18 protein-coding genes and 2 pseudogenes are annotated in these 26,457 nt (G+C 66.6%); 6 read left to right on the top strand and 14 right to left on the bottom strand.

The genetic code is table 11. From position 1 onward, the window contains the following. Positions 1-260 precede the first annotated feature (260 nt). The 5 genes and pseudogenes from E1288_RS49415 to E1288_RS41395 form a co-directional block, all read right to left on the bottom strand. Positions 261-422, bottom strand: a complete 162-nt coding sequence (locus E1288_RS49415; RefSeq protein ID WP_235884178.1) for a hypothetical protein — start codon at positions 420-422, stop codon at positions 261-263. Between the two features lie 367 nt (positions 423-789). After that, positions 790-1,092: pseudogene (locus tag E1288_RS50005) on the bottom strand (zinc ribbon domain-containing protein); the annotation flags it as partial. A gap of 45 nt (positions 1,093-1,137) precedes the next feature. Continuing rightward, the gene (locus tag E1288_RS41385; RefSeq protein ID WP_132494131.1) at positions 1,138-1,527 is read right to left on the bottom strand and encodes a DUF6896 domain-containing protein; all 390 of its coding nucleotides are present in this window, start codon (positions 1,525-1,527) and stop codon (positions 1,138-1,140) included. Between the two features lie 11 nt (positions 1,528-1,538). Continuing rightward, entirely contained in the window at positions 1,539-12,278 is a 10,740-nt protein-coding gene (locus E1288_RS41390) for a LamG-like jellyroll fold domain-containing protein (RefSeq protein WP_132494132.1), read from the bottom strand. Positions 12,279-12,373: 95 nt separating this feature from the next. Continuing rightward, positions 12,374-12,664 carry a hypothetical protein gene (locus E1288_RS41395; protein WP_132494133.1) on the bottom strand — a complete coding sequence of 97 codons (291 nt, stop codon included), beginning with the start codon at positions 12,662-12,664 and terminating at the stop codon, positions 12,374-12,376. Positions 12,665-13,184: 520 nt separating this feature from the next. Between E1288_RS41395 and E1288_RS41400 the strand changes: the two genes are divergently transcribed. The 3 genes from E1288_RS41400 (at position 13,185) to E1288_RS41410 (ending at position 15,384) form a co-directional block, all read left to right on the top strand. Further along, positions 13,185-13,556 carry an ABC transporter ATP-binding protein gene (locus E1288_RS41400; protein WP_132494134.1) on the top strand — a complete coding sequence of 124 codons (372 nt, stop codon included), beginning with the start codon at positions 13,185-13,187 and terminating at the stop codon, positions 13,554-13,556. An 83-nt stretch (positions 13,557-13,639) separates the two neighbouring features. After that, positions 13,640-14,335, top strand: coding sequence for an AAA family ATPase (locus E1288_RS41405; protein WP_207954848.1), 696 nt, complete (start codon positions 13,640-13,642; stop codon positions 14,333-14,335). Continuing rightward, positions 14,320-15,384 (top strand): integrase core domain-containing protein, encoded by a 1,065-nt coding sequence (locus tag E1288_RS41410; RefSeq protein WP_132494136.1) that lies wholly within the window; start codon positions 14,320-14,322, stop codon positions 15,382-15,384. Before E1288_RS41405 ends, E1288_RS41410 begins: the two co-directional genes overlap by 16 nt. A 51-nt stretch (positions 15,385-15,435) precedes the next feature. Here the strand turns inward: E1288_RS41410 and E1288_RS41415 are convergent. Both E1288_RS41415 and E1288_RS41420 read right to left on the bottom strand, forming a co-directional pair. Next, positions 15,436-15,561: pseudogene (locus tag E1288_RS41415) on the bottom strand (biotin/lipoyl-containing protein); the annotation flags it as partial. An 18-nt stretch (positions 15,562-15,579) separates the two neighbouring features. Further along, positions 15,580-17,898 carry a transketolase-like TK C-terminal-containing protein gene (locus tag E1288_RS41420; RefSeq protein ID WP_132494138.1) on the bottom strand — a complete coding sequence of 773 codons (2,319 nt, stop codon included), beginning with the start codon at positions 17,896-17,898 and terminating at the stop codon, positions 15,580-15,582. A 157-nt stretch (positions 17,899-18,055) separates the two neighbouring features. Between E1288_RS41420 and E1288_RS41425 the strand changes: the two genes are divergently transcribed. Beyond that, positions 18,056-18,421, top strand: coding sequence for a VOC family protein (locus tag E1288_RS41425; protein WP_132494139.1), 366 nt, complete (start codon positions 18,056-18,058; stop codon positions 18,419-18,421). 44 nt (positions 18,422-18,465) lie between these two features. Here E1288_RS41425 and E1288_RS41430 read toward each other — a convergent pair whose 3' ends face one another. The 6 genes from E1288_RS41430 to E1288_RS41455 all read right to left on the bottom strand — a co-directional run bounded on the left by E1288_RS41430 (position 18,466) and on the right by E1288_RS41455 (position 24,693). Continuing rightward, positions 18,466-19,437 (bottom strand): LysR family transcriptional regulator, encoded by a 972-nt coding sequence (locus E1288_RS41430; RefSeq protein WP_132494140.1) that lies wholly within the window; start codon positions 19,435-19,437, stop codon positions 18,466-18,468. A gap of 97 nt (positions 19,438-19,534) precedes the next feature. Next, entirely contained in the window at positions 19,535-21,364 is a 1,830-nt protein-coding gene (locus E1288_RS41435; protein ID WP_132494141.1) for an AMP-dependent synthetase/ligase, read from the bottom strand. Between the two features lie 46 nt (positions 21,365-21,410). Continuing rightward, positions 21,411-21,911, bottom strand: coding sequence for a flavin reductase family protein (locus E1288_RS41440; RefSeq protein WP_132494142.1), 501 nt, complete (start codon positions 21,909-21,911; stop codon positions 21,411-21,413). Beyond that, positions 21,904-22,620, bottom strand: coding sequence for an enoyl-CoA hydratase/isomerase family protein (locus E1288_RS41445; protein WP_165968543.1), 717 nt, complete (start codon positions 22,618-22,620; stop codon positions 21,904-21,906). Before E1288_RS41445 ends, E1288_RS41440 begins: the two co-directional genes overlap by 8 nt. A 76-nt stretch (positions 22,621-22,696) precedes the next feature. Beyond that, on the bottom strand, positions 22,697-23,515 hold the full coding sequence (locus E1288_RS41450; protein ID WP_132494144.1) for an enoyl-CoA hydratase/isomerase family protein: 819 nt from the start codon (positions 23,513-23,515) through the stop codon (positions 22,697-22,699). Further along, positions 23,512-24,693 carry an LLM class flavin-dependent oxidoreductase gene (locus E1288_RS41455; protein WP_132494145.1) on the bottom strand — a complete coding sequence of 394 codons (1,182 nt, stop codon included), beginning with the start codon at positions 24,691-24,693 and terminating at the stop codon, positions 23,512-23,514. Before E1288_RS41455 ends, E1288_RS41450 begins: the two co-directional genes overlap by 4 nt. Positions 24,694-24,834: 141 nt before the next feature. On the opposite strand from E1288_RS41455, the gene E1288_RS41460 reads away from it, so the two are divergent. Both E1288_RS41460 and E1288_RS41465 read left to right on the top strand, forming a co-directional pair. Continuing rightward, positions 24,835-25,602: a creatininase family protein gene (locus E1288_RS41460; RefSeq protein WP_132494146.1), complete on the top strand. Its 768-nt coding sequence runs from the start codon at positions 24,835-24,837 to the stop codon at positions 25,600-25,602. 9 nt (positions 25,603-25,611) lie between these two features. Then, entirely contained in the window at positions 25,612-26,214 is a 603-nt protein-coding gene (locus tag E1288_RS41465) for a TetR/AcrR family transcriptional regulator (protein ID WP_207954850.1), read from the top strand. Positions 26,215-26,233: 19 nt separating this feature from the next. Here the strand turns inward: E1288_RS41465 and E1288_RS41470 are convergent. Then, on the bottom strand, positions 26,234-26,457 hold a 224-nt coding region (locus tag E1288_RS41470; RefSeq protein WP_207954815.1), incomplete at its 5' end, for a transposase.

Raw genomic sequence — 26,457 nt, forward strand, 5'->3', positions numbered from 1 at the left:
GCATGAGGCGGTTTGGTATCTCCCCCCGCAGGGCGACACCGAAGGGCCACACCTTCATCACCTGCACAGCACCACATCAAGAAGCCCTACCTACATCGAACTCCCTTCCGCGCTCGTGGCGCACCCACTTTCCTCCCATCGCCAGCGTCAAAACGGATCACTTGAACACCACTCGGCTCGGATCACATCGCACTGGCCCGAGCTCGCCTGTCCCACCCACCTGCTGACACCAGGACGCGGCGGACGTCAAGCCAACATGGTCACCAAAAACCAGCGATGAAGAACGCCAATCCCGCTCGAGCCATCTCCGCGCGTGCGAAGCCGACGCCGAAATACAGGCCCTTCTGGCGCTGCGCGAGGAACCGTCCCCGCATACGCGGGGCTGAGACGATCGCCGAGGTCGTGGATGCAGCATTGATCAAGAAGTACGCCTGAGCGATCCCAGTTCGTGTGCGAGGCCGACGCATGTCGTGGCGTTTCGTCGGCCCAACACGCAGCCACGAAATCCCAGCTCCTCGAGAACCACACTTCTGACCTGATTCGGAGTAGGCCATGCCCAGCTCTGTTAGAACCGTCAGTTCGTGGTGGTGGGCGTCGTGTTCGTTCAGACGCCGGCTGGTTCACGGCGTTAGGCTCAGCTGGTTGCCGGTTGGAGCTGTGGTTGGCTCCCTCTTCGACGGTCCAGTCCAGGCCGAAGTGGACGATCACCAGTCCGTTCGTGCGGAGGTAGTCGGACGCGGCCGCCTCGTCGTTGCCGATGGCATCGGCCAGACGAGCTCGGAGCGCTTCGAGTAGGTGGTCTTCCCTGACGTAGGTGCTCTTCGGAACCGGTGCCTGGGTGCGGGCGCTGGTTCGTCCGTGGCGGCATCGGTAGCCGGGCCGCTCGTGCACCCAGTGCGAATCGAACCGCCGGTCGCATACCCCGCACATGATCAGCCCCGCCAACACGTAGGTCCGCGTGTCTCCATCCTGGGTTTTGCGGGCAGCACGCATGTCCTGAACGCGCGCCCGCCCACGAGATGTCGTGCCGACGCCCTCCGAGACCCCTCTCCGAGAATTGCAGGAGAGAGGACTCGTCAGTTCCTGCGGCATCAGATATGAGGGCGATCTTCTCTCCTCCGCAATCCAGCAGAAGCGCTACGTGGCTATCGAAAACCATCCGCTGCGTGGCTCTGTCAATCGCCCCTGAGAAACCAAGGATCGACAGACCTCGGCAAGCTCCTCAAGACTCCTTGACGGCTCCTTTTCAACACTCATCGAAAAGCGCTTCACCCGCCAGGAGTCAAAAACCTCCAGCCCCTCCACTAGGAACTCGACGTCAACCTCAGCACCGTCAGCCTCAATAAAGAGGCACCCTGAACCATGGAAGTTGTATTCAAGGCCTTCGCAGATGGTTCCGGCCTTTTCCATGGCTCGCGACCGATACTGGCGGAGAAGATCAGCCAGTCCACCGACCCCCGGATGGCAGCGCTGAACAGTGCCGCGCACCCGGGACAGGGCTTGCAAGTACGCCTCGACCTCGTTCAAGGGCTCCCCTGTCATCGATACCCCGGTTTCCTGTACTTGTTCACTAGACGATCCGGGCCGACCTCAGCCCAGGCGGTCGTGATGTCATCAGCGCCCCCAGGATATCTGGCACGGATTTCAGCGTCTGAAAGAATCCGGTACGACACGTCGATTCCTGCGCGCTTCGCGGCAGCAACCCGGTGATGACCATCAAGGACATAGAGGTCGTCCCCAATCTTCGCCACCGAGATGGGGTCACCTTGCCAGCCGCTTTCCTTCATTGAAGCCGTCAGTGAATCGACATTCCTCTTGGAAGCGTTGCCCGACAAAGCCTCGGTACGTTTGAAGCTGAACGGATCAGCGCTTCCACAAATTCCATTCGAATTGTGGACAAGGACCGGTGTCTGTCCTGCAAGGACATGGTATGTGTGGATGCCGTCGACGGTGAGGTTGTGGACCCTCTGCAGCGCCGTCCAGGTCTTGGTGGACACGACCTGCAGTTGGGTGCCATCCGGCCCCTGCAGCTGGTCACCGGCGACAAGCTCTCCGGCCTTGACCCAACGGTGCTGCTCCGGAACCCAGAACGGATGCCCGTCAGTCGCCACCAGAACACCGGTCTCGTCGCCGGCCGGGCCGTCCGTGTCGACCGTGATCTCGACCAGATCCTTCTGGCCTTCACCCACGATCGTGGCCACCACGCGACGAGACGTCATTTCTCCCGTTACCGGGTCAGTGGCCAGAACCTCCTCACCCCCGCGGACCTCTTCGATCGGCTTCGTCGACCCGTCCGCCATCAGCACGCGCGTACCGGGCACGAAGCTGTTCGGCTCGCACGATTCGACACCTTGTGTCCCAGTGCCTAGCGCACCGGCCTCGAGAAGTAGCGTCGATCCAGCGCCGCCACCACCCGAGCCACAACCGTCGTAGAGCAGGCTTCGGTTGTGGTTGTAGCCGTCGCTGCTGCTCCAGGTTTCGGTGATTTCGCAGCCGTCACCGCTGTAAATCGCCCGTGCCTGTGGCGGCAACGGAGCCGGACCTCCAGCTGCGGTCAGCTCGTCCGGAATGAACGGTTCATCCGCGACGGAGCCAAGCACGCCGAGTTCGATTGGCGTTGCGGTTCGTGCCGCGTCGATCTGCGCCTGGACATTCGGCGCGACGGTCTGGGTCAGCGGCGGGCGGGCGTGCGGGGTCAGTGCGTCCATGCGGACGCGTTGCGCGCGCGCGGCCTGACGGGCCGCCTCTGCCGCTGCCAGCGCTGCGGCAGAGCCGACCGACACCCAGCGGGAGGCAGCACGAACGCCACCGCTGATCTTTCCGCGCCCCGTCTTACCCGAGGAACCGGTGTTCTTACCCGAGGAACCGGTGTTGTACTTCAGGAACCGGCTCAGGTTGGGCGAGTGGTAACGCGGCTGCCCCGGCAGGTACCGCGGCGCGGGAAAACTCCTGCCACCAGGCGTGTTACTCGTGGCAACGGAACCAGCGAACCAAGACGCCACCGTTCCCACCACGCGGCCCACCTGGACCACACGACTGATGACCGGCGCCAGCCGCCAAACCCCGTAGGCAACCGCAACTGCGACTGGTATCCACTGCCCGGTGGGGTCGGTGTGGTTGAGCGGGGAGCTTCCGGCATAGGTGTAGCGGTTGGCGTTGCCGATGTCGCGGGGGTCGAGAGCGGCCTGGTCACGGGAGGCGAAGGTGCCGGTGCCGGGTTGGTACCAGCGGGAGCCCATGTTGACCCGGCCGGTGTCCGGGTCGGTGTACTGACGCTGGAAACCCAATCCCGGCTGGACACCTTGTGCTTCGATCTGGGACCCGAGCGGAGTGAACGTCCGCCAGCCCGACAGGCCGCCGGTGGTGGGATCGACTACGCCGACCAGGTCGGTGTGCTGGTTGGCCACCGCCACGCCCGACGTGCCGGCCGTGGTGACGCCGAGTGGTTCGCCGCCCGGCAGGTAGCTGTACAGCGATGCGCCTTCTGCGGCCACGTCCAGGGACCGGCCCGCGTAGGCCACCCGCCCGCCGTCTGCGGACACGAGGCGGTTGAGGGCGTCGTAGGCGTAGATGTTGGTGCCGTCGGAGACCAGTTCGTCGAAGGCGTTGAACACGACCTCCGTCGACACACCGCCAGCAGCGTGTGAGGCGAGGGTGCCGCGCGGGGTGTATGTGTAGTCGATTCCGCCTCGGGAGAGCAGTTGGTTTCGTTCGTTGAACACCGCGGTCTGGCCGCCGATGTCCACGAGGTTTCCGGCCGGGTCCCAGCCGTAGCCGGTCTTGGTGGTGCCGTTGTCCCACCAGGACAGGCGGCCGGCTTGGTCGTAGCCGTAGCTGGAGGCGGCCAGTCCGGCCGGTGCTTCGGCTTCGCTGCGCACCAGTCGGTCTTCCAGGTCGTAGACGTAGCGCTGCGCACCGGTCACCGCACCACCCGGGTCGCGGAAGGTGTCGGCGGACAGGCGGCTGAGCGTGTCGTAGCCGAGCTCGCGGGACGCGCCGCCGGTTCCGTAGTCGACCCTGGCCGTGCGACCGGCGGTGTCGTAGGAATACGCCGATGTGCCGCTGAGCGGATCCACCACCGACGCCAGGCGGCCGACCGGGTCGTAGCCGTAGGTGACCTTGCCGGCGGCGGTGGTCGCGTTGGTGAGGCGGCCTTCGTCGTCGAAGGCGAACGACGAATCACCGGACGGGCCCGATGCCGAGATCAGGTTGTTGCGGTCGTCGTAGCCGAAGGTGTTCACGCCGCCGGGTGCCGACGCCGTGGTCATCCGGCCCATCGCGTCATAGCCGAACACGCGGTCCGTTGTGGACGCCGCCGTACCGGTTCCGGCTTGCCGAACGAGGTTGCCCAGCGCGTCGTAGGAATGCGTGATCGTGACGCCGCCGGGTTTGGTCAGGGTCGCGATGCGGCCCATCGCGTCATAGGCCGCGGTGTAGGTGCGGTCGGCTGGGTTGGGGGTTTGTGCGGTGGCGGGTTCGATCGTCGATTCCGCCAGGCCCCAGGGGTTCACCGTGAACGCGGTGGTGTTGCGGTTGCCGTCGGTGGCACGGGTGATGTTGCCCGCCGCGTCATAGCCGTAGCCGGTGGTGATGCGTTCGTTGGCGGAGATGGGGCGGGTGATCGACCTCAGCTGGTTCAACGCGTCGAAGGCCATGGTGGTCGTGGCCTGGTAGGCGTCGGTGCTGGAGGTCTGGTTCCCCGCTTGGTCGTAGCCGAAGCTGCGGGTTCGGACCGTCTTCCCTGCTGCGTCCAGGTCCGAAGTCCCGACCAGACGTCCGGCGAGGTCGTAGCCGTAGGTCGTGGTCACGCCGGAGGACCTGGTGATCGCAGTCAGCCGCCCTGCCCCGTCGTAACCCGCTGCGGTGGTCAGCCCAGCCGGGTCCACCATGGACAGCGGGTTTCCGAGGTCGTCGTGGGTGAACCGCGTGGTGAGGCCGGTCGGTGTGGCGGAGGTGGCCGGGTTGCCCAACGCGTCGTAGGTAGAGCGGGTGGTCAGGTTCCGTGCTGGCCCGGGCTCTCGTTCGACCACTGTGGCAGTGATCTGGCGTCCGAGCTTGTCGTAGGTGGCGTGTGTCTGCGCGCCAGTGGGTGCGGTGGCTGACAGTTGTTCGCCCAGTGGGTCGAACGTCGCCGTCCACGTTCCGCCGGTCGCTGCCCCGGGCAGTGGTGGGTCGGTGCGGCGCACGAGGTTGTCGAGCTCGTCGTAGTCGAATGTGGTGAGGTTCTCGAGCGCGTCGGTGCGGCTTTTGACTCGCCCGGCCGCGTCGTAGGCCGTGCGCAGCGTCGCGGTGATCGGTGCAGAAGCGCCTGGTGGGGTGTAGTCGGGCATCGTGACCGACGTCTGCCGGCCCACCTTGTCGTAGCCGTAGCGGGTGGTGTTGCCGTTCGGGTCTCGCTCTGCGACGACTTCGTCGAAGGTGTTGTAGCCCGTGGCTGTCCCCGGGTGCACGAGCGCGGCAGGACCGCCGTTGGCCTCCGCTTCGACCGGGGGTTCGGTCACCGTCGTGACCCGGCCCAGTGCGTCGTAGCCGAAGTGCGTGGTGAACGCGGCGGGGTCCGCGCCACCGGCAGTGCCCCGCGGATCGACGACCGACAGCGGCAGGCCGCGTTCGTCGAGGTCTGCGGTGGTCACCAGTGCTTCGGTGCCGGTGTGGGTCGTGCTCGACTTCTGCCGACCCATCGGGTCGTAGGCCGCCTCGACGTCGGATGCCACCGAACCATCGGCGTTGCGCTGGATCATCCGGATTGGGTTGTCCAGCGGGTCGAACGTCGTCTCCGACGAGCGCAGCACCTTTCCGCCGTCGTGATCGGTGGTCGTGATCGGCCGTCCACCGGGGTCGTAGGACGTGGTCGTGCGGTAGCGGCCGTCGCCGTTGGTGCGCACGGACTCGGCCCCGTTGCCCAGGTATTCGTAGCTGTGCAGCAGCAGGTCCCGTGCCTCGGTGCTGTCCGGGTCGGTGTAGCCGAGGAGCCGTTCGGAGGCGAGCAGGTTGTCGTCGTAGTAGGTGAAGGCGCGGGTACGTCCCATCGCGTCGGTGATGCCGGCGAGGCGGCCCGCTGGGTCGTAGGCCCTGGATTCCAGGACGACATCGCGCGGCTGGCCTCCGTCACCGGTGAACCCGGCGACGGTGATGGTGGCGAGTTGGTGGTGGGTTTCGGTGTAGGTGTAGGTGAACACCGAGCCGACCGGGTTGATCAGCCGGGAGACCTCACCGAAGGTGTCGTACTCGGTGCGCGTCACGCCGCGCTCGGGATCGGTGACGGTGTCGACCCGGCCGCGGTTGTCGTAGGTGTAGGCGGTCGTCCGCGCGCCATCAGTGCCGACGGCGTCGTCCACTGTGGTCTCTTTGACCGTGCCATCGGCGTTGTAGACGTGCGTGGTGCGCCGTTGGTGCTGACCTCCGCTGACCGCATCGATCACGACGGGCTCGAGGACTTCGGTCAGACGGGAAGCCTTGTCGTAGCCGTAAGTCGTGGTCACGCCGTCCGGGGTCGTCTTCGAAACGACCGTCTCGTTGCTCTTGCGACCCAGCTCGTCGTAGCCGTAGCGCGTGATCAGGCCGGCTGGGTCGACGAGTTCGGCCAGATCGCCCGCACTCGTGTAGGTGTAAGTGCTGACACCGCCTGCCGGGTCGGTAGCGGACGCGAGCAATCCGGGAGGCTGGGTTCCGCCGCTGGCAGCGGGTTCGGTACCTGCCGTGTAGGTGCGGTTTGTCTTCCGCTGTGCACCGGTGGTCGCGCCCGGCACCGACTCCGCCGACAGTTGCCCGCTTGGCGTGTAGTCGTAGGTGGTCAGGTACGTGTTGTCCGCGGCAGAGGCGGAACGTCCGTCGCGTGCCTGGATGACGCGGTCGTTGCGGGGATCGAGCGGGTCGTCCTGGTTGAGGAAGTAGCTCTGGTAGCTGGTGTAGCACGCCTCGGTGCCTGGGGTCGCGCACACGGTTCGGGACAGCTCGTTGCCGCGGGCGTCGTTGGAGAACGTGGTGACGTGCCCGTTCTCGTCGGTGATGCGGTTGACGAAACCACCGACGTCATAGCCGTACAGGCGCGTGCCTCCGGCCGGGTCGCTGACCGAAACGAGTCGCCCGCCACGTGTGGGGTCGTAGGTGTAGGTCGTGACACCACCGGTCGGGTTCGTCGTCCGCACCGCGGTGGCCGCTACCTTGGCCGAGTAGTGGTCGGAGATGCCGGCGGTGTCCAGGGCACGGTGGTAGACGGCGACGTCGCCGATCACTCCGTTGAAGTAGCCCCAGGAGTTGGCGGGTTTGGCCGGCCAGTCCGATGTCGACACCAGGCCGGCCCCGACGAGGTCGTACCGGTCGATGTTGATGACCTGTCCCGACAGCGAACCCACCAGGTTTCCGTCCAGGTGCAGTCGCTGCTCGTCACCGTCGGCGGTGAGGACGGCGTGGTGCCATTCGCCGTCATTGACGACGCCTGGAGTCACGATTCCCGCGGTGTTTCCGTTCCAGAAGTGCCCGTGGAGCTTGCCGTCGGTGCCGACGTAGAGCACCGGCATCGCCCCACCTGACGGGCTGCTGCCGGGGACGTCGTTCCCGGTCGCGTACAGCACTCCCCCGTCGGTCGAGCTGGTGTTGAACCAGAGCTCGACCGAAAGCCGGCTGCGGCCGTGCGTTTGCCGGTCCGGCAACTGCAGGTAACTGGACGTCCCGTTGAAGGCGACGGCTCCCGAACCGCGCATCGGCGGCTCGGCGGCCAAGGTGACGTCGTGGTAGGAGCCGACGACCAGCGAGGGGTCCGACTCTGCGTGCGTGGCGTTGTTCGGTTCTTCCAGTCCCCACAACGCCTTGGGGCCGGTGCTGCGCACTGCGGCCCTGTACGAGTCGCGGGTCCCTCGTGCCGCGTAGTGCTGCTGCGCCTCGCTGCTGGTGATGGCTCGCGGGTAGAGCGCGACCTGGCCGATGGCACCTGTGAAGTAGCCCCAGTCGTGCTGTGGACGGGCTGGCCAGGTCAGCGTCGCCACCAGGCCGAGCCCGACGAACGCGTGCGGGTCGAGGTTTTCGATCTCGCCGCTTTGCGAGCCGACTGCGACTCCGTCCAGGTACATCGTCTGGTGGTTGTCGGCTCCGGCGAGCACGACGTGGTGCCAGGTTCCGTCGTTGACCGGGTTCGGCGATGCGATGCCGGCGGTGTTGCCGTTCCAGAAGTGACCGTAGAGCTTGCCGTCGGTGCCGACGTAGAGCACCGGCATCGCCCCGCCCCAGGGTGCGGGCTCCGATGGCAGGTCGTTGCCGGTCGACAGCAGTACTCCGCCGGTGTTGGAGCTGGTCTTGAACCACAGTTCCGCGGACAGCTGCCGGTTGCCGTTGACGGCGTTGTCCGGGAGCCGGACGTAGCTCGCGGTGCCGTCGAACGAACGCGCTGAACCGCTTGCGAAGGGGCCTGGGGTTTGACCGCCTGTTCCGCGGTGGTACTCGGCTCGCCGCAGCCATGCCTGACCGTCTGCGGCGGTGCCGGACTTCTCGGTCAGCCGCCAGTGCGCATCCGGCGCAGATCCCGCGACCGCTGTGCCGTACCGGAAGCCGTCGCCCTCCGTGGCCGGGGCACCGACCGCATGCGTGCCGCCGTCTCCGTCGGTGTGGCTGGTGACCCGTGCCGTGGCCGGGTCGTAGGCGAGGTCGGCTGCGATCTTGCCGCCGGGCCGCGTGATCTGGTTGAGCTGGTGGGTCGCGGCTCGGGCTGCGTAGTGCTCGGCGACGACCGTCGCACCGATGGCCTGGTGGTAGATGGCCACCTCGGCGATGGCGCCGTCGAAATGGCCCCAGTTGTCGACCGGGCGAGCCGGCCATTCGCGGGTGTCGACTCGTCCGGCACCGACGTGGTTGTAGGGGTCGATGTTGTGCATTGCCCCGGCTTGGGTACCGACCGGAATCCCGTCCAGGTACAACGTTTGCGAGTCGCGCGCTGCGGATAGCACCACGTGATGCCATGCGCCGTCGTTGACGGGGCTCGCTGAAGTGATCCCGGTGACCGACTCGTTCCAGAAGTGACCGTGCAGCTTGCCGTCGGTCCCGACGTAGAGCACGGGCATCGCCCCGCCTGATGCGGGATCCGCACCGGGGCGGTCGTAGCCGGTGGAGAACAGGACGCCGCCGTTGGTCGAGGTGGTCTGGAACCACAGCTCGACTGCGATGTACTTGGAGTTGCGGACCAGGTCATCGGGCAACTGCACGTGGCTTGTGCTGCCGTCGAATCCTGCGGCGGTGGTCGAACTTCCTGCGATCGGCCCCGGGCGGCCGGGCTGGAGGTTGGCGGAGGTGGCTTCGTGGCTGCTCCAGTAGCCCGGGACTTCGCTGGCCGCAGCGTTTCCCGGGGCATCGGCGAGCCGCCAGTACGCCTGGGGGTTCGCGTCCAGGACGACCGGGCGGTAGTGCGACGCAGCGGTGTACTCGTAGCCCAGGCAGGCGCCGGCCGGATCGCACGCCAGGTTCAGCTGGTCGCCCGCGTAGCGGTAGAACCACGTCAAGGCGCCGGCGGACACTTCCGAGACGTGCCCGTCGAGCCAGGTGAACGTCAGCGACCGCCCTGATGTCGCGTCGGTGACCTTCTCCAGCGTGCCGTCGGCGCGATAGCTGATCGTCTGCACGTGGCCGGAAGAATCGGTGATGGTCGTGAGCCGGCCCGCGGCGTCGAAGTCGTGGCGGTCACCGCCGCTGGTCCGCAGCGTCCACCCCGTGCCGGGGTCGCCGATCAGCGTCGCCGGATGTCCGGCAGGCGCCGCATACGTGCCGTCGGGGTTCTTGCCGAAACGCGCCGTCCGGCCGTCGGGATAGGTGACCACGACGTTGCCGGTTCCGTCACCGTCGGGAACGATCCGGCTGTCCCAGCGGGTTGACCAACCCGTTCCGAAAGCCAACCCGCTGCGCGGATCGAGGCTGTTGTAAGAGCGTTCCACCGCCAGGGGCGGCCCGACCGCGGAAATCGACGCATCGACGACCTTGGTGGCGTAGTTGCCGACCCCAGGATCGACCGCGCCATCGGTTCCCGACAAGTGGCTGGTGATCGCGGGTTGCGGCACCTGCGTGGACAGGTAGGCGCCCTGTGTCCAGGGGCTGGCGGTGTTGAAGTCGCCGATCTGCCCGTACCACAGGTACGTCTTGCCCCACCGGAGCTTGCCCTCGGGCACCGGCCACACCGGCGATTCGACGAACCCCGAGGTGAAGCAGTTGGATCCGTCTGCTTCGCAAACCTTGAAGTTGTAGTCGATCCCCCGCCCCGGCCAGTTGTCCGGGTCGCGGCCGCTCAACGCCAGCGTCGGCGTGAGCACGCCGGAGTTGTGGTTGCTCGGCGGCGACATCGATTCCACCACCGGCTTCTGGTTCGGGATGGTGAACCGAACCGGCGCCGACCACGGCACGTCCTGCCAGGAGAACCGGGTGGTGCCGAAATGGTCCATGTCCCAGTGCAGGGTGTAGTCACCCGGCGGCAGGCTCTTCACCGTCGCGTTGACCAACGCGGTCTGACCTGGTGCCACGTTGTGCGGCATCGCCGTCCACGCCGTGCGGTCCGCGGGGAGTTCGACACCGGTGGCGTCGAAGAGCCGGTAGCCGAGCTTGTAGTTGTTCGTCGGCGTCCAGGTGTCCCGGCCCAGGTTGGTGACGGTGACCTGCATGATCCCGTCCTTGGTGGTGGTCACCACCGGACTCATGCCACCGACCTGGTAGTTGGCCCAGTACGGGGAGTGGGTGATCTCCAGGTACGGCGGGTTCGCCGACGCCGCGCTGGCGAACTTCTTCCACCCCTTGGTGTCTGTTTCCGACGCGCGCACCGTAAGCCCGTGGTTCGGTGCGCCGTGGGTCCACCCGTGGACGAGATCCCGACCGGCGTTGCCGAGATCGATGTCGACCCACCGCGAGCCACAGCCGCCACCGTCGAACCCGAACGCGAAGCTCCGCCGGGCGATCTCCGGGCCGAACCCCGGGCCGGGGAAGGTCTTGTTGCCCCCGACCGCCCACGGCTGAGTCACCGGATTCACGTACACGTCACGCGGTTCGCACGAATAGGACCACGTCTCGTACATCCACAGCTTCGCACCGAGGATGTAGTGCCCGGCCAGCTCGGCACCGACCGAGTCGAACTTCAGGTACGCGGCCGCCCTGTTACCGCCGCCGTTGTACGTGCCGACGCTGAGGTTCGGATCACCGGAGTAGTCCGCGTTGTAGGGCGAAAGCACGTAGGTCGAGCCGTTGGTGCCCTTGCCCACCACGCTCGGGTCCACCTTCACCGGGAAAACCCGCTCCGGCGAGGCCAGCCACTGCTCGTCGACGCTCACCCGCAGGACGGGACTGGTGGCATCACCGACCAGCTCGTAGCGCACCGCGGTCGAGCGGGCTCCCTCTCCCGAACCCGGGTCAACCTTCGAATCCTCCATGAACCCCGGCGGCAGCACGTACTTCACCACGCCGTCCAGGGCCTTCAACATCACCGAGCCTCCGTCGAGCTCAGCCCGCAGATTCCCCAGTGACAGCGGAAAATCCCACGACGTAGGGGAATCCGGCGACTTGAGGACGATCGTTTCCTTCACCCCGGCCGGCACTGCTTGCAGTTGCAGGTCCGCACCCGGCCTGATCTCCGAATAGGTGATCTGGTCTCCCTCGACCACACCCCGCACGCTCCCAGCACCAACGACGCCGTAGCCGAAGGAAGCCCCGTCCTCGAGCTTCATCGTCGCGACCTGGTCGGCGTCCGACACCGCGGCGAACTGCTTGTTCTCGGCATCGGAGCGGGTCCGCCAGACATCGCCCGCGGAGACCAGCGATGAGTCGATCGGCGCCCAACTACCGTTGTCCTGCTGCGTGAAACGTCGGCTCTGGTACACGCGCACGGTCTCGGTTCCATCGGCGTTGTCGAACACCTGCCGATGGCTGCTCCGCCGCTCCAGCAACTCACGGCTGGTCGCTGGGTCGAATCCCTCGGGCTCGGCCGGCGGCGCGGCGCCGACCTCGACCTCGGTCCGCTCCACTTCCTGCTGCGGCAGGCCCGGCACCGGATGCCTCGCGTCCGGTGCCAACCCGGTGGCTGGCGTCGCATTGTGCGGCGCACCGCCGGAATCGCCTCCGGGACTGGTGGCTTCGGCGGGGACCGAGTGCGGCAGCCCAGCCGCGCTCCCCTGCTCTTGCTCGGGGATCTCACCGGCAGCGGCGAACGCCAGCTGCGGCGGCACGGTCAACAGGCCAGCCGTCACGGCCAGCACCAACAACACCGAAACAACGCGATAGGCGCACAGCACGGCGCGCCGCTGCAAGTAGCGCAACACGGAGAACCCCAACGATGAGCTTCAGACAGTGGTCCGGCAAAGAAGGGGAACCGAGCCGCGCACGTGAAACGATCAACTCACGGCAGCGGAGCGGTTCAAGCGGCAACCCCGACCCGGCGAATGCTCAGGACGACATCGACGCACGGCAGCAAGCCGCGCGACTCAACCAGGACGGAGAACGCCAGGGAACACATCAAGAACATAGCGAGCGGACATCCGATCACCAAGCAGAAAAATCCGACATACCAGGTGATCGTGATCTCCTTGACAAAGAAGACCCTGGGCACCAGCCCCATCGAGGTAGGAGAGGACGCTAGGCCAGTCTGGTGAATGCCGGGGCGTTGCCGCAGTTGCTTGTAACGCCGGGTGCTCTCTTCGATATCCATGGATGAGACCTGAGCACGGCGACGATGCCCAGCGCACAGGCTCAGGGGCATCAGATGAAGGGACCAGGGTTGTTTTGTTCGGCAGGAATCAGGGAGCGGAGGTTGCTGCGCTTCAACACCAGCTGGCCGCGGCACATGCCACGATTGCCGAGCTGCGGGGCATGGGTGGGGCAGCTCCGCTGCACGGAAACGACAGCGCTCGAGACAGAGCTGCCCCAGCTCCGGTCCACCGTGGACCAAACCAGGAATGAGCACGCGACCCTCAGCGCCTCCCAGCAAGAACTCAAGGCCGACATCAAGACCTAGCGCTCCCAGCTCGTTGAGGTCTGCCAGCCTGGTTTGTTCAAGGTGCTGGCGTGGTCGGGCCGTGCCTGTCACCTCTACCTCGGTAACGAGCGCAGCCCGTCGCGGTGCCGGGCTCAGCGCTCCTTCAGCACGTCCTTCTGAGGCGTAGCCTTGCGAGTCTGGTGGCGTCGATGTGGCGCAAGTGGGTGAACGGAGGAAGGTTTGCGTTTCACCGTTGTGGAACGGCGAGGGCCGCGTCTTCCGACGACCTTTCCCAGCGCGCAACTGGTCCGGGACGCCTGGAACGACCGCGTTTTTGTCGCTGCCGCCAACCAACGTTCATGTGCTCACTGGCCGCAATGGTGTTGGCAAGTCCGTGCTGCTCAATCGCATGGTCGCCGCTGTCGCCGACGTCCGCGCCACCGGGGTGGACTCGGGCCAAGTCGTTACCAACGGCGCCACTGACCGTGCCACGTTGATGAATGTGGTGAGCGTTTCCTTCAGCGCTTTTGACGATTTGTGCCGATACCACGAGAATCGCAAGCGATCAAATACGCCTATATCGGACTCCGGCCTTCCGCATCCGAGGATCGTCGCGCATCAATGACGTTCTCAAATCTGGCCACGGACTTCGCGGACAGCCTGGAGATCTGTCGAACTGGGGCACGTGCTCGGCGGTGGTTGCAAGCGATGACCACACTGGGCTTCGTCAGCGCTGGCATCGTGGACGATCGTTGGCTGACCGACTACAACGCCGAGATCGATGAGCACGCCAGGAGCCAGGTGACGAAGAGCCTGTTTTCCGGCCTCAGTTCTGGGCAGAAGATCGCGCTGCTGACCATGACTCGCTTGGTCGAGGTAGTCGTCGAACGCTCGCTTGTCGTCATCGACGAACCTGAAGCCCACCTACATCCGCCGCTGCTGGCGGCATTGATTCGCGCGTTGTCTGATCTGCTCGCCGACCGCAACGGACTGGCGATCCTCGCCACGCATTCGCCTGTGGTGTTGCAGGAGGTTCCCGCGAGCTGCGTATGGAAGCTGCGCCGTTATGGAGACCACCTGGTCGCGGACCGACCCAGACTTGAAACGTTCGGCGAGAACGTCGGCGTGCTGACCCACGAGGTATTCGGACTCGAAGTGACCGAGGCTGGTTTCTATCGGGCACTGAGGGACGTGGTCAACGAGGGCTTGTCCTACGACGCCGTTGTTGACCGGTTCCACAGTCAACTCGGTGGGGAGGCCCGAGCACTGGTGCGCGCGTTGATCGCCGTGCGCGAAGATCGTAGGCGGATTGTACCGTGCCATAACCTATTTGCGGGCCGCGACCAGGGGTTTCGTTGCCCCCTGCGATCAGCCCATGATCGCGGATCATGGTGTTTCGACTGATGTACCTGGCGTCGGTGACGGTCTTCGCCTGGCTGAGACTGGCCGCCCGGCGTACGGCGGCCAAGGACGTCGAGATCCTGGTGTTGCGACATGAAGTGGCGGTGTTACGCCGCCAACTGGGGCGCCGACCTCGTTTGTCATGGCCGGATCGAGCAACTCTGTCCGCGCTGGCTCTCTTACTTCCCCGCGCCCTGCGACGGGCCCGGATCGTCACACCCAACACTCTCCTGGCTTGGCACCGGCGTCTGATCGCCAAGAAGTGGACCTATCCCTCACGGCCTGGTCGGCCACCGATCACCACCAAACTCCGCGACCTGATCGTCCGCTTGGCCCGAGAAAATCCCAGGTGGGGCCATCGGCGCATTCAAGGCGAACTGGTCGGCCTCGGGCATCACGTGGGTGCGGGCACCATCCGTCGCATTCTCCGGAACTCCCGCCTCGGCCCCACTCCACGCGAAGCCGACACCTCATGGTGCAGCTTCCTCCGCGCTCAGGCATACGGCCTGCTCGCCGTCGATTTCTTCCACATCGACACCATCAGCCTTCGCCGACTGTACGTCCTATTCGTGATGGAGGTTCGCACCCGCACCGTGCACATCCTCGGGGTCACCGCCCACCCGACTGGTGTCTGGACCGCCCAGGTAGCCCGCAATCTCCTCACCGACCTCGGCGAACAGGCCGCATCGTTCCGGTTCCTCATCCGCGACCGTGACACCAAATACACACCAGCATTCGACACAATCTTCGCTTCCGAGGATGTGACCGTCATCAAGACCCCGCCCCAGACACCACGGGCGAACTGCTACGCAGAACGATTCGTCCGCACCATCCGCGATGAATGCACCGACCGCGTCCTGATCTACAACGAACGGCACGCCGTGCGAGTACTCAGTGAATACGCCGACCACTTCAACATCCACCGTCCACATCAGAGCCTCGATCAACACCCACCGCAGCACGATCGCACGACGATGCCGCCGAACGACGCTCTCATCCGACGCCACAAAGTCCTCGGCGGACTGATCAATGAGTACACCCGAGCCGCTTGACTCCGATCAGCAAAACACCATGTCAACCCCGTGATCCGGATTTTGGCACGGTACAGGCTCACCGACATCGACGGAATCGCCGACATTCTTCAGCCAGCGAGTCACGGTGCCGAAAGTGATGCTTTCCCCCAGCTCGGGCATCGAGACCTCGGTGACCTCAGTGGGCTGAACGGGCATGGAAGCAGAACTCCTTTGTCACAGAAGGTCGAGTGCGGCGGCGACGACGCTGTCGGCGTCGATACGGTGGTAGCGGTACACGCTGTCCAGGTCGCCGGACTGCCCGAATCGGGTCACGCCCAGGTGCGTGGCTCGCACCTGGTTGACGCCGGTGAGGAATGCGAGCGTGTGCGGGTGCCCGTCGAGCAGAGTGACGAGCGGGGTGGCGCGGCGGACCGGGAAGGCGGCGTCGAGGATCCAGGTGTCCGCGGTGCCGTGCCCGGACCGGGCCTGCACGGCGTCGAACAGCAAGCCGGGGCTGGTCACCACGACCACATCGGCCGCGGTGCCGAGCGACTGCAGTCGTTCGGCGGCGACGAGCGCTTCGGGTACCGTGGCGCCCATCGCGGCGATGGTGACGACCGGCTGCTCGCACGTCCGTAGCGGGTAGGCGCCCGCCACGGCCTGTCGGCGACGCCGCTCGCGGGCTCCGGGGTCGCTCGGCACCGCGGCGAGTGACTGGTCGACCGGCCGGGTCGACAGTCGCAAGTACGTGCTGGTGCCGTCGGGGCGGCCGAGCCGGGCCAGCGAGGCCAGCAAGGTCCATTCGACGTCGATCGCGAAAGCCGGTTCGTAGGTTGTGCAGCCCGGCTGTTCGAGACCCACGGACGGGGTGGTGATGGATTGGTGGGCCCCGCCTTCCGGTGCGAGTGAGACGCCGGACGGCGTGCCGACGAGGATCGACTGCCCGCCAGCGTAGATACCGAAGGACCACGGTTCGAGCGCCCGCTCGACGAAGGGGTCGTAGAGAATGCCGATGGGCAGCAGCGGCTGGCCCCACCGGGACCAGGTCGCGCCCAGTTCTCCGAGCGCGCCGACCAGATTGCCTTCGGCGATGCCCAGCTCGATGTGCTGCCCGGTGGGCCTCTCCCGCCAGTGCAGGATCGTCTCGGCGTCGTCCTCGAACCAGTTCTTGCGCTCCGCGGGTGACCAGACGCCGACCTTGTTGACCCAGCCGCCGAGGTTCGTGGACGACGAGACGTCCGGGCACAGCGTGACCACCCGGCGTGCCGCTTCGGGCGCCTCACGGGTTAGATCGAGCAGCGTGCGGCCGAGTGCCGCCTGTGTCGTCGCCTTGCCCGACGGCGTGCGGCCGATATCGCTCGGCAGGGCGGGAACGGCGGCGAGTGCCGCCGGGTCGCGCCGCAGGCGTTGCGCGGTGGTGGCGCAGGCGCGACCGGCAGGAGAGTCCGGGCCGAAGCGCTGCCACGGCGCGTCGAGCGAGACTCCCGAGCGCTCGGCGAGCGCGGCGATCTGGTCGGCCGACAACAGGGACGAGTGGTTCTGCGGATGGCCTTCGCTCGCCAGCCCGAATCCCTTGACGGTATAGGCGAAGATCACCGTGGGCCGGGTGTCGTCGATCTGGGCGAACACGTCGCTGACGGCCTGCAGGTCGTGCCCGCCGAGGTTGCGGATCGCGGCGTGCAGCGTGCCGTCGTCGAGCGTGCGGACGAGCGACGCCAGCTCCGGCGTGTCCGGCAACCGTTCCCTCAGCTGTGCCGGCGTGCAGCGCAGCAGCCGCTGGAACTCCGGATTGGACATCTCGTCGATCCGCGTCCGCAGCGCGTCACCGCCTGGGCGCTCGAACAGTTCGTGGAGTAACTGGCCGTACTTGACCGTGAGGACCTGCCATCCCGCGGCGGCGAACATGCCCTGCAACCGCGGCGCGCCGATGTTTGGCACCACCCGGTCCAGGCTCTGCCGGTTCAGGTCGACGATCCACACGACCTCGCCCAGTTCGGCCACCATCGGGTCCATGAGCGCTTCCCAGACCGCGCCCTCGTCCAGCTCCGCATCGCCGACCAAGGAGTACTGCCGCCCGGCTCCGGTCTGCTCCCCCAGCGTCGTGACGTAACGCCGTGCCACCGCACCCCAGATCGGTGCCGTCGCGCCGATGCCGACCGAGCCGGTCGAATAGTCCACCGGGTCCGGGTCCTTCGAGCGCGACGGGTAGCTCTGCAACCCGCCGAACTCCCGCAACGTGGTCAGGTACGACTCGTCGAGCTCTCCCAGCAGGTAGTTGATCGCGTGCAGCACCGGTGAGGCGTGGGGCTTGACCGAAACCCGGTCCCCCGAGCGCAGATGCTCGAACCAGAGCGCGGTCATCAGCGTGGTCATCGACGCCGACGACGCCTGGTGACCGCCGACCTTCAGCCCGGTCGGGTTGGGCCGGACCCGGTTGGCATGGTCGATGATCGCGGTGGCCAGCCACCGCACCCGCTGCTCGATCTCCGCGAGCACCATCAACCGATCCTCGCATATGTCGAGCATGGCAGGGGGAACGATGGGCGCGGACATTGAAGAACTCCTTCATAGAGCACAAACCGTTTACCGCAGTGGAACTTCCACATCGTTGCCGGTTTCCATCCCGTCGCGCAACGCTCCGACCGCCCAGGATTGTTGCCGATGTCGCAAGAATCCCGGCTCCGGAGAAACAATCGACTACGTTCACCGTATGAACGAAACCACGAAAATCGAGCCGGTAAAGTTGGGAAATGTGCTGCACCCGGTGGAGGATGTGGACGCGGCGGTGCAGTTCTACGCCACAACTTTCGGCCTGGCAACGAAATTCGTCGACGGCGACCGCTACGCCGCCCTCTACGCGGGCGGCACCACGCTCGCCCTCTCCGGCCCTTCGGAAGACATCACCGGTGGCGCGCCTGCGGCGTCGTTCAAGGTTTCCGACGTCGCCGCGGCACTGGCCACACTGGTGGAAAGCGGCGGATCCGTTGTCCGGCAACCGGAGCGGGGCCCGCACGAGGTGCGAGCCGTCGCGCGCGACCCCTGGGGAAACACCTTCGTCGTGTACGGACCGCAGTAGCGGGCCACTCACTCAAGGCGCCCCCCAACACGAAACCATCCTTTTCAGACAGTCACATCGGGTGCGCGGCCGGCCACGTCGGCCGCTTCGCCGAGGACGCGAGACACCCCTCGCGGGGGATCGATCTCAGCCGCACGCACGAATTCCAGAAATCGAGCCGCGGCCGGCGAGAGGTCTTGACCGCCGCGGTACACCACACCGGTGACTCTCGTCGCATTCGGCGATTTCACGGGTACCACCACGAGATCATCCAGGCCAAAGCCCTGCAACTCCAACGCGGGCAACACCGCCACACCCACGCCCGCCCGCAGGAGCCCGCCGATCGCCGCCACGCTCGGCGCGTTGAAGTGCCGGCTCACCGGGATCGAGTGCTCGCCGAACACTGCGTCGGTCATCGCTCGGATACTGGTCCCGGGCGGCGTCGCGACCACCGTTTCGCCCCCGAAGTCCGACCACGAGAGGGAACCCTGCATCGACCAACGATGGCTGTGGTGCGCGACGCCGTAGAACTGTTCCCGCAGCAACGGTATGAAGCAAAAATCGTGCGGCAGGTCCCCGTTGGCGCTCAAGCCGAGTTCGGCAGTTCCCGCTCCGAGGTTCCCGAGCACCTCGGCGGCGTCCCCGTCCCTGATCTCAAACGTCACCTCGGGGTGGTCCGGCATGAAACCACGGATCATGTCCGGCAGCACCACAGCGGCCAGCGACGGAAGTGCCGCCAGGGCAACGGTTCCGGACTGAGCCGCCACGTAGGACATGAAACGTTGCAACTGCGTGTCGAGGTCGTCCAGGACCGTGCCCGTCATGAGCAGAAAGGCTTGGCCCGCTGCGGTGGTGTCGAGCTGCCGAGTGGTGCGATCGAACAACCGCACCCGCAGGAGACGCTCGACCTCCTTGATCCTCCGGCTGAGAACCGACTGGGAGATGTGTTCGACCGCGGCCGCTTTGGTGAAGCTTCCGGATGCGGCGACGGCCTGGACCGCTCGAAGCTGCTGCAGTGTCAAGTCAGGAATCGGCATGGCTCCACCTCCGGTCGCGCACGCTCGGATGGACGGGGCGGTGAGGGGCCGACCGCGGCCCGGAGGGGGCACCGCCGCGGCCGGCCCGGCCCTTCCCCTAGTTCGGCTTCGAACGCACGTGGTCCGCGATCGCAGCGTCGTCGTTCACGCCGTACATGTCGTCGATCAGCGCCGCGAACGAGCTCACGACGGCCGTGCGTTTGATCTTGCCGTTCGCGGTCCGCTCGCCGCGCTCGACCTCCAGGGACCGCGGCAGCACACGAAAGTCCTTCAACTGCTCCACACGCGCAAGGTCCGCGTTGACCCTGGCGACCTCTGCTCGCAGGCTTTCGGCGAGGGCCTCAGCAGACGGGGCGTCCGCGCTCGCGCTCGGCTCGAGCAGGACGGTGAGGTACTTGCGCGCATCGCCGACCACGATCGCCTCGTCGATCAGCAAGCTCTCCTTCAACCGGGTTTCGATGGGCTGAGGATTGATCGTCTTGCCGCCGCGGGTGATGATCACGTCCTTCTTCCGGCCGATGAGCCGGATGTCGCCGCGGGGTGCCCGCTCCATCAGGTCACCGGTGCGGAACCAGCCGTCCTGCAGAACAGCCTCGGTTTCCGCCGGGTTGCCCCAGTATCCGGTGAACAGCAAGGGCGCGCTGATCAGCATTTCGCCGTCGTCCGCGACTTTCACCTGGAAACGCGGGTCCGGGAACTCCCTACCGATGAAGCCCGGACGAGGGAACGGCTGGTCGAAGTGCGCGATGGGACATCCCCCGGTCTCGGTGAGACCGTAGTTCTCGCGAAGATCGAGGCCCCAGATCTGCCAGATCGCGAGGACGCTCTCGGGCATCGCGGCGGATGCGGTGTAGGCGACGCGCATGCGATCCATACCGACGGTCGCCCGCAATGGCAGGAAGACCCCGCGGAGTGCCGCGGCGTAGGCGATCCGCAGCAGCGCCGACGGCCGGCGGTGGGACCAGCGGTTCTCGGCCACCCTGCGGCCGACCCACATGGCGGCGTCGTAGGCGCGGCGCCGGAACCAGGGCCAGGACTTGGTTCGTGCGATCAGTTCACCGGCGATCTTCTCGTAGAACCGTGGCGGCCAGAGCACTGACGTCGGCCGCACGGAGCGCAAAACCTCTTCGTAGACGTCCATGCGGCAGTAGGTGACCATCAGCTTGGTGAGCAGCGGGGCGAAGACCACCACCAGCGCCGGCGCCACGTGCGCCAGCGGCAGGAAGCCCACCACGTCGTATCGGCGGCTGGTGATGTCCGGGTACAATCCGGAGAAGGTCTGGACCGAATGTTGAAGGGTCCGGTGCGAGTGCGTGACGCCCTTTGGAGCTCCCGTGGACCCCGACGTGTAAAAGAGCACGGCGGCGTCGTCGAGGGATCCGGCGGCGACCAACTCGGACAGTCGATCCGGTTTGTCGCCGGCGTGCCACGCTCCTTCGTCGCGCAGCGCGTCCCACGTCATTCCTGTGACCGGCTCGGGCAGCGCCGGCGGAGCGTCGTCGATGCCGAGCACGAGTCGCAGAGACGGGGTGCGTGCGGCGACGTTCGCGACCTTGGCGAGCTCCGTCGCCGTCTCGCCGATGAACGCGACCGCCTCGCTGTGCGCGAGGAGTTGCTCGATCTCGGCGACCGAGTTGGTCGGGTACACGCCGATCACGACGCCGCCCACGCTATGCACGGCCAGCGCGGCGAACACCCACTCCGGGCGAGCGCTGCACATCACCGCGACACGGTCACCGTGCTTGACCCCGTGCGCGACGAGTCCAAGCGCGAGATCACGGACATGGTCCGCATAGGACCGCCAGGTGATCTCCTGCACGACCCCGTCACGCCAGTGACGCATCGCGACGGCGTCGGGTTCTCTACGCGCGCGATCGAGCAGCAGCCCCGGAAAGGTCCGGGTCGGTTCGAAATTGGTCAGGTCCATGACACGGCCTCTCTTCCGGAGCTGACACGCCCCCGCGCGGTGATGTTCATGCAGCGCTCTCTCCGAGATGAAGGAAGTCACCTCGGTACCACATCACCGGCTCGTCGCTGCCTGCCCGCGCGTCGTGCACCCGGCCGATGAGGATCACGTGATCTCCGCCTGGTACGACCTGCTCGAGTTCGCACCGGATGACCGCCGCCGCATCGGGCAGGAGCGGATGCCCCTCTTCGTCGAACTCGAAGTTCCCGTCGGCGAACTTGTTCTCCCCCTTCGTCGCGAACCTGATCGCGAGGTCCGCGTGCGCGGGCGTCGCGATGTTCACGACGAACCGCTCAGCCGCCTGGAAGACGGGGAAACAGTTGGCTCGCCGGTCCAGGCACACCAGGATCAGTGGCGGGTCGAGCGACAGCGACGCGAACGAGCTCGCGGTGAACCCGTGCAGCGTGCCGGACTCACTTCGCGTCGTCACGATCGTCACGCCTGAAGGAAAGCGGCCCAGCACGGAACGGAAGGTGGCTGGGTCCAGCTCGTGCATTCGATCAGTCATTCCATGCCTCGCGAGCGGCTCGAGCGGCTGGGTCGGTGAATATCGTGCGCGCGTCAGCGGCCGTGACGCGCAACTGTTCCTCGGCAGGCAATCCGGCGATGTCCGCGCACAACGCCCGTTTGAGCGCCGCGAACACGGCCGGCGGTTTCGCCGCTGCCGTGCGCGCGTACGCCACAGCCGCCGTGAGCAGGTCGCCCTGCTCGTCCACGTGGTCGACGAGACCCAGGGTCTGCGCCTCGAACGCGTCGACAGGCTCGCCGCCCAGCAGGAGGCGCCGGGCCGCGCGATCGCCCAGGACGGCGCGCACCCGCGCGATTCCCTTCACCGCGGGCAGCATCCCGTGATTCACCTCGGGGAAGACGAACCGCGCCACGGCCGAGGCATACACGACATCGGCGAACAGCGCCATTTCGATGCCGCCACCGACGCACCAGCCGTTGACCGCGCACACCAGTGGCCGGGGAAAGTCTTCCAGCGCGCGCAACAGCGCGTGGAACGCCGTCATCCGCTCGACCATCGACTCGGCTTGGTAGCCGTTGGCCTCCTTGAGATCGCCGCCTGCGCAGAAGAAGCGCTCACCGGCTCCCGTGAGGACCACCGCGGGGGCGTCGGGCCGCCCGGCGAGAATTTCCAGTGTGGTCGTCAGCTCGCTGACGAGCGCGTTGCTCAGCGCGTTGGCCGGCGGGTGGTTCAGCGTCAGGACGATCACGCCATCCACCTCGGCCGACATGTGCACGGCGCCGAGCGCTGTGTGGTGTGAAGCTGCGGTCATGCTCTTCCCCCGGTCAGTTCGCCGGGGCGCCGACGGTGCGGGCGGAGGGAAAGTCGACAGCGCGCTTCTCGCGGAAGGCCTGGCGTGCTTCGGCGTAGTCGGCGCCGAGGAAGTCGAGGATCTCCAGCGCAGCGGACAGCTCGTGCTGGGGCACCGCGTTGGTGAGCCAGGCGTTGAGCGCGCGTTTGGTGAACCGGATCGCCTGCTGGGAACCGCGTGCCAGCTGGGACGCGACCTCCAGGGCGCGCGGCAATACCTGCTCGCGCGGGACGGACAGGCTCACGAGCCCGATCCGCTCGGCCTCGCTACCGGTCAGCTTCTCTGAAGTGAGCACGTAGTACTTGGTCTTGGCCATACCTACCAGCAGCGGCCAGATCAGCGCCGCGTGGTCCCCGGCGGCCACCCCGACCCGGGTGTGGCCCTCGATCAGCACCGCGTCGTCCGCCGCGATGCTGATGTCGGCCAGCAGCGCGGTCGAGAGTCCGTAGCCCACCGCGGGGCCGTTGATCGCCGAGATGATCGGTTTCTCGATCCGCAGGACCGTCGAGACCCGCTGGCGTTCCGACTCCAGCATCGCCAGCGCCTGCTCGGACGTGGGGTCGGGCTGGGCGACGTCCATGCCCGTGCAGAAAGCCTTGCCGGCTCCGGTGATGACGACGACCTTGGTCTGTTCGTCGCGCTCGACGTCGGCCCAGATCCGATTCATCTCCTCGAACATCGGCAGGGTGAGCGAGTTGTACCGGTCGGGGCGGTTGAGCGTGATCAGCAGAACGCCGCCGTCGCGGCGCTCGATGAGGACATCGCCGGTACCGTGGTTGTAGAGGTCGCTCATCGCACGGACTCCTTCTCGCTCAATAGGTTCTGCTCGGTCTGGAACTTGCGCAGCGCCTGTTCGTGGTCGGGGCGCGCAGCCCGGATGTCGGCGAGCACGTCGTCGGCTGGGCGCACCACGTTGCGCGGGTGCTTGAAGCGCGGGATCACGTATTTGCCGAACAGTTCGATCGAGCGCAGGAGCTGGTCGTGGGGCAGGCTGTCGACGCGCAGCACGAGTGCGTCGACACCCATGTCCACGTACCGCTGCACGTGCTCGATGCAGTGGTCCGGGTCGCCGACGAGGAAGCCTTGCGAGCGCTCGAACATGTACTCCTCGTCGTCGAAGTCGACGTCCTTGACCGCGCCCATGTACGCGTAGTCCTTCGACAGGGTGGAGAGCCGCTCGTAGGCACCGGTCGAGAGCTTGGCCATGTCGAACAAGGGCTTCGCCTGCTCACGCGCCAGCGCCGTGGTCTCCGCACAGTGCATGCCACCGCTGATCGTGACCATCTTGCGCGGCGTGATCGGGTACGGGTGGCTGGTGGCGGCCAGGGTCTCGTCGTAGAGCTTCAGCAGGTTCTCCACGAGGTCGAACCCGAGGTAGAACCCGCCCATGATGGCTCCGATGCCCAACTCGGCGGCGGTCTCGACCGAGCTCGGGCTGCCGGTTGCGGCGGAGATCGGTGGGTAGGGCCACTGCAGGGGCTTGGGCACCAGGCTGCGCGGCGGGATCTTGTAGTGCTCGCCCACGAACGAGAACGGGTCCTCGAGGAACGCGCGGCGGATCAGGTCGATGCCTTCGCGCCACTGCGCCTTGTTCTCGGCCGGGTCGACCTCGAACGCGCGCAACGCGAGCGTTGTGTTGCCACGTCCGGTACCCAGCTCGACTCGGCCGTGGGACAGGATGTCCTCGGTCGCGATGCGCTCCGCGACGCGCAGCGCGTGGTTCATCCGCGTCGGCAGCAGCGTCACCAGGTGGATGAAGCGGATCCGGTTCGTCAGAGCCATCAGGTACGGGTAGAGCACCTCCGGAGCGGACACCGTCGCGGTGCCGATCGCGACGTGCTGCTCGGAGCTGCCGAAGGCGTCGAAACCGACTCGCTCGGCGAGTAGCACCTCGTCGACCAGCTCCCGGTAGCGGTGCTCGTGCGTGAGCCCGACCGGGGTGTCCCCCTCGGTCATGAGGATGAAGTCCATGCCAGCCCTTCCATCGAATGTTACTGACGACTAACGTAGGACGTGGCTCGAAGCTGGTCAAGCGTCGATTGAGAGGCGCCAAGTGTTATCAGCGAGTAATTTGATCGGTCAGCGAGGACGCAACGTGGAACGAGGCCGCCCATGAGCGAACTGAGGATCGAGTGCCTGACCTCGCCCGAGATCGCGGACGCCATCGCGAGCGGCATGCGCACCGCTGTCCTGCCGTTGGGCGCCACGGAACAACACGGCGCGCACCTCCCGCTGTCGGTCGACAGCGAGCACGCCGATCGCCTGGGCGTCCTCGTCGCCGAGCGGCTCGGCGACGCGCTCGTGCTTCCGACGGTGCGGATCGGCTGCTCGGCGCACCACCTCGGTTTCGCCGGGACACTCTCCGTGCAGGCCGAGACCCTCGAAGCGATCTGTTTCGACTGCTGCGCGAGCCTCGCCGCGCACGGCTTCCAGCGTGTGCTGATCTTCTCCGCCCACATCGGCAACTACCCGTTGCTCGGCGAGATCGAGCCGAAGCTCGCGGCGCGGCTCCCCGACGGTCCCGACGTCATCGCCTTCGCGGACTCGGCCGCGATCCTCGACGTCTGGCGAGACGCGGCCGACCACGTCGCCGCCCTCGCCGAACAGGTCGGAGGTCACGCCGACGTCGCCGAAAGTTCGATCATGCTGGCAGTGCGGCCGGACCTCGTCCGCAGCGACCTGGCCGACGCGGGCTTCACCGGGACGATGGACGAGGACATGCTGGCCCAGGTGTTGACCGGCGGCGTCAAGGCCGTCGCCCCTAGCGGGGTTCTCGGTGACCCCCGGGGCATGTCGTCCAAGCTGGGGTTCGCCTGTCTCAACGCCGTGGCGGACCTGCTCTCGGGGTACGCGCAATCACGTTATCGGCCCGTCACTTAAGCTGGACCTGTGTCGAGCTCATCCTCTCCTCGTACCGCTTCGCCGCGCGGCACCCGCCGGCAGGAGCTGATCAGGGTCGCTGGCGAACTGTTCCACGAACGCGCCTTCGATGCGGTCACCAACGAGATGATCGGTGCACGAGCCGGGGTGTCCGGTCCCGCGCTCTACCGGCACTTTCCGAGCAAGCAGGCATTGCTCGTCGCCGTGCTCGAGGACCCGCTGAACGACCTGCTCGCCCACGCGCGCGAGATCGCGGCCAAGGTGACGGACCCGCGCAAGGCTCTCGAAGAGATGATCGACTACCACGTCACACGCAGTCTGCAGAACGTGCCGTCCACGCTCGTCTTCCTGAAGAACGAGCACAACGTCCCCGAGGACGAACGCCATCGCATGCGGCGGTTGATGCGCCTCTACGCCGAGGAGTGGAGCGGCCTGGTCGAGCGGCTGCGGCCCGATCTGTCGGACGCGCAGACCCGCATCCTCACCCACGCCGTCTTCTCGATGATCAACTCGGTTCCGCAGTTCAACAGCGGACTGGATCCCGAGAGTGTCGGGAAGACCATCCAGACCGCGGCGATCAACGCGCTGCTCGTCCCGCCGGATGCGGTCTGACGCGACGCACTTAGGGTTCCTAACAAAGGGTCTTGATGTGTCGGTAGCAGATGATGCAGGTGGCCAGGCCGAGGAACGCTTCGTGGATGTCGTCGCGGCGTTCCCAGCGGATGCGCAGGCGTCGCATGCCGTGGTACCAGGCGATCGTGCGCTCGACGACCCACCTGATCACGCCGAGTCCGGAGCCGTGGCCGGTTCCGCGTTCGGCGATCTGCGGGTCGATCCCCATGTCGCGCAACTCGT

Origin of the sequence: Saccharopolyspora elongata (genome assembly GCF_004348985.1) — a bacterium.
Taxonomy (GTDB): Bacteria; Actinomycetota; Actinomycetes; order Mycobacteriales; family Pseudonocardiaceae; genus Saccharopolyspora; species Saccharopolyspora elongata.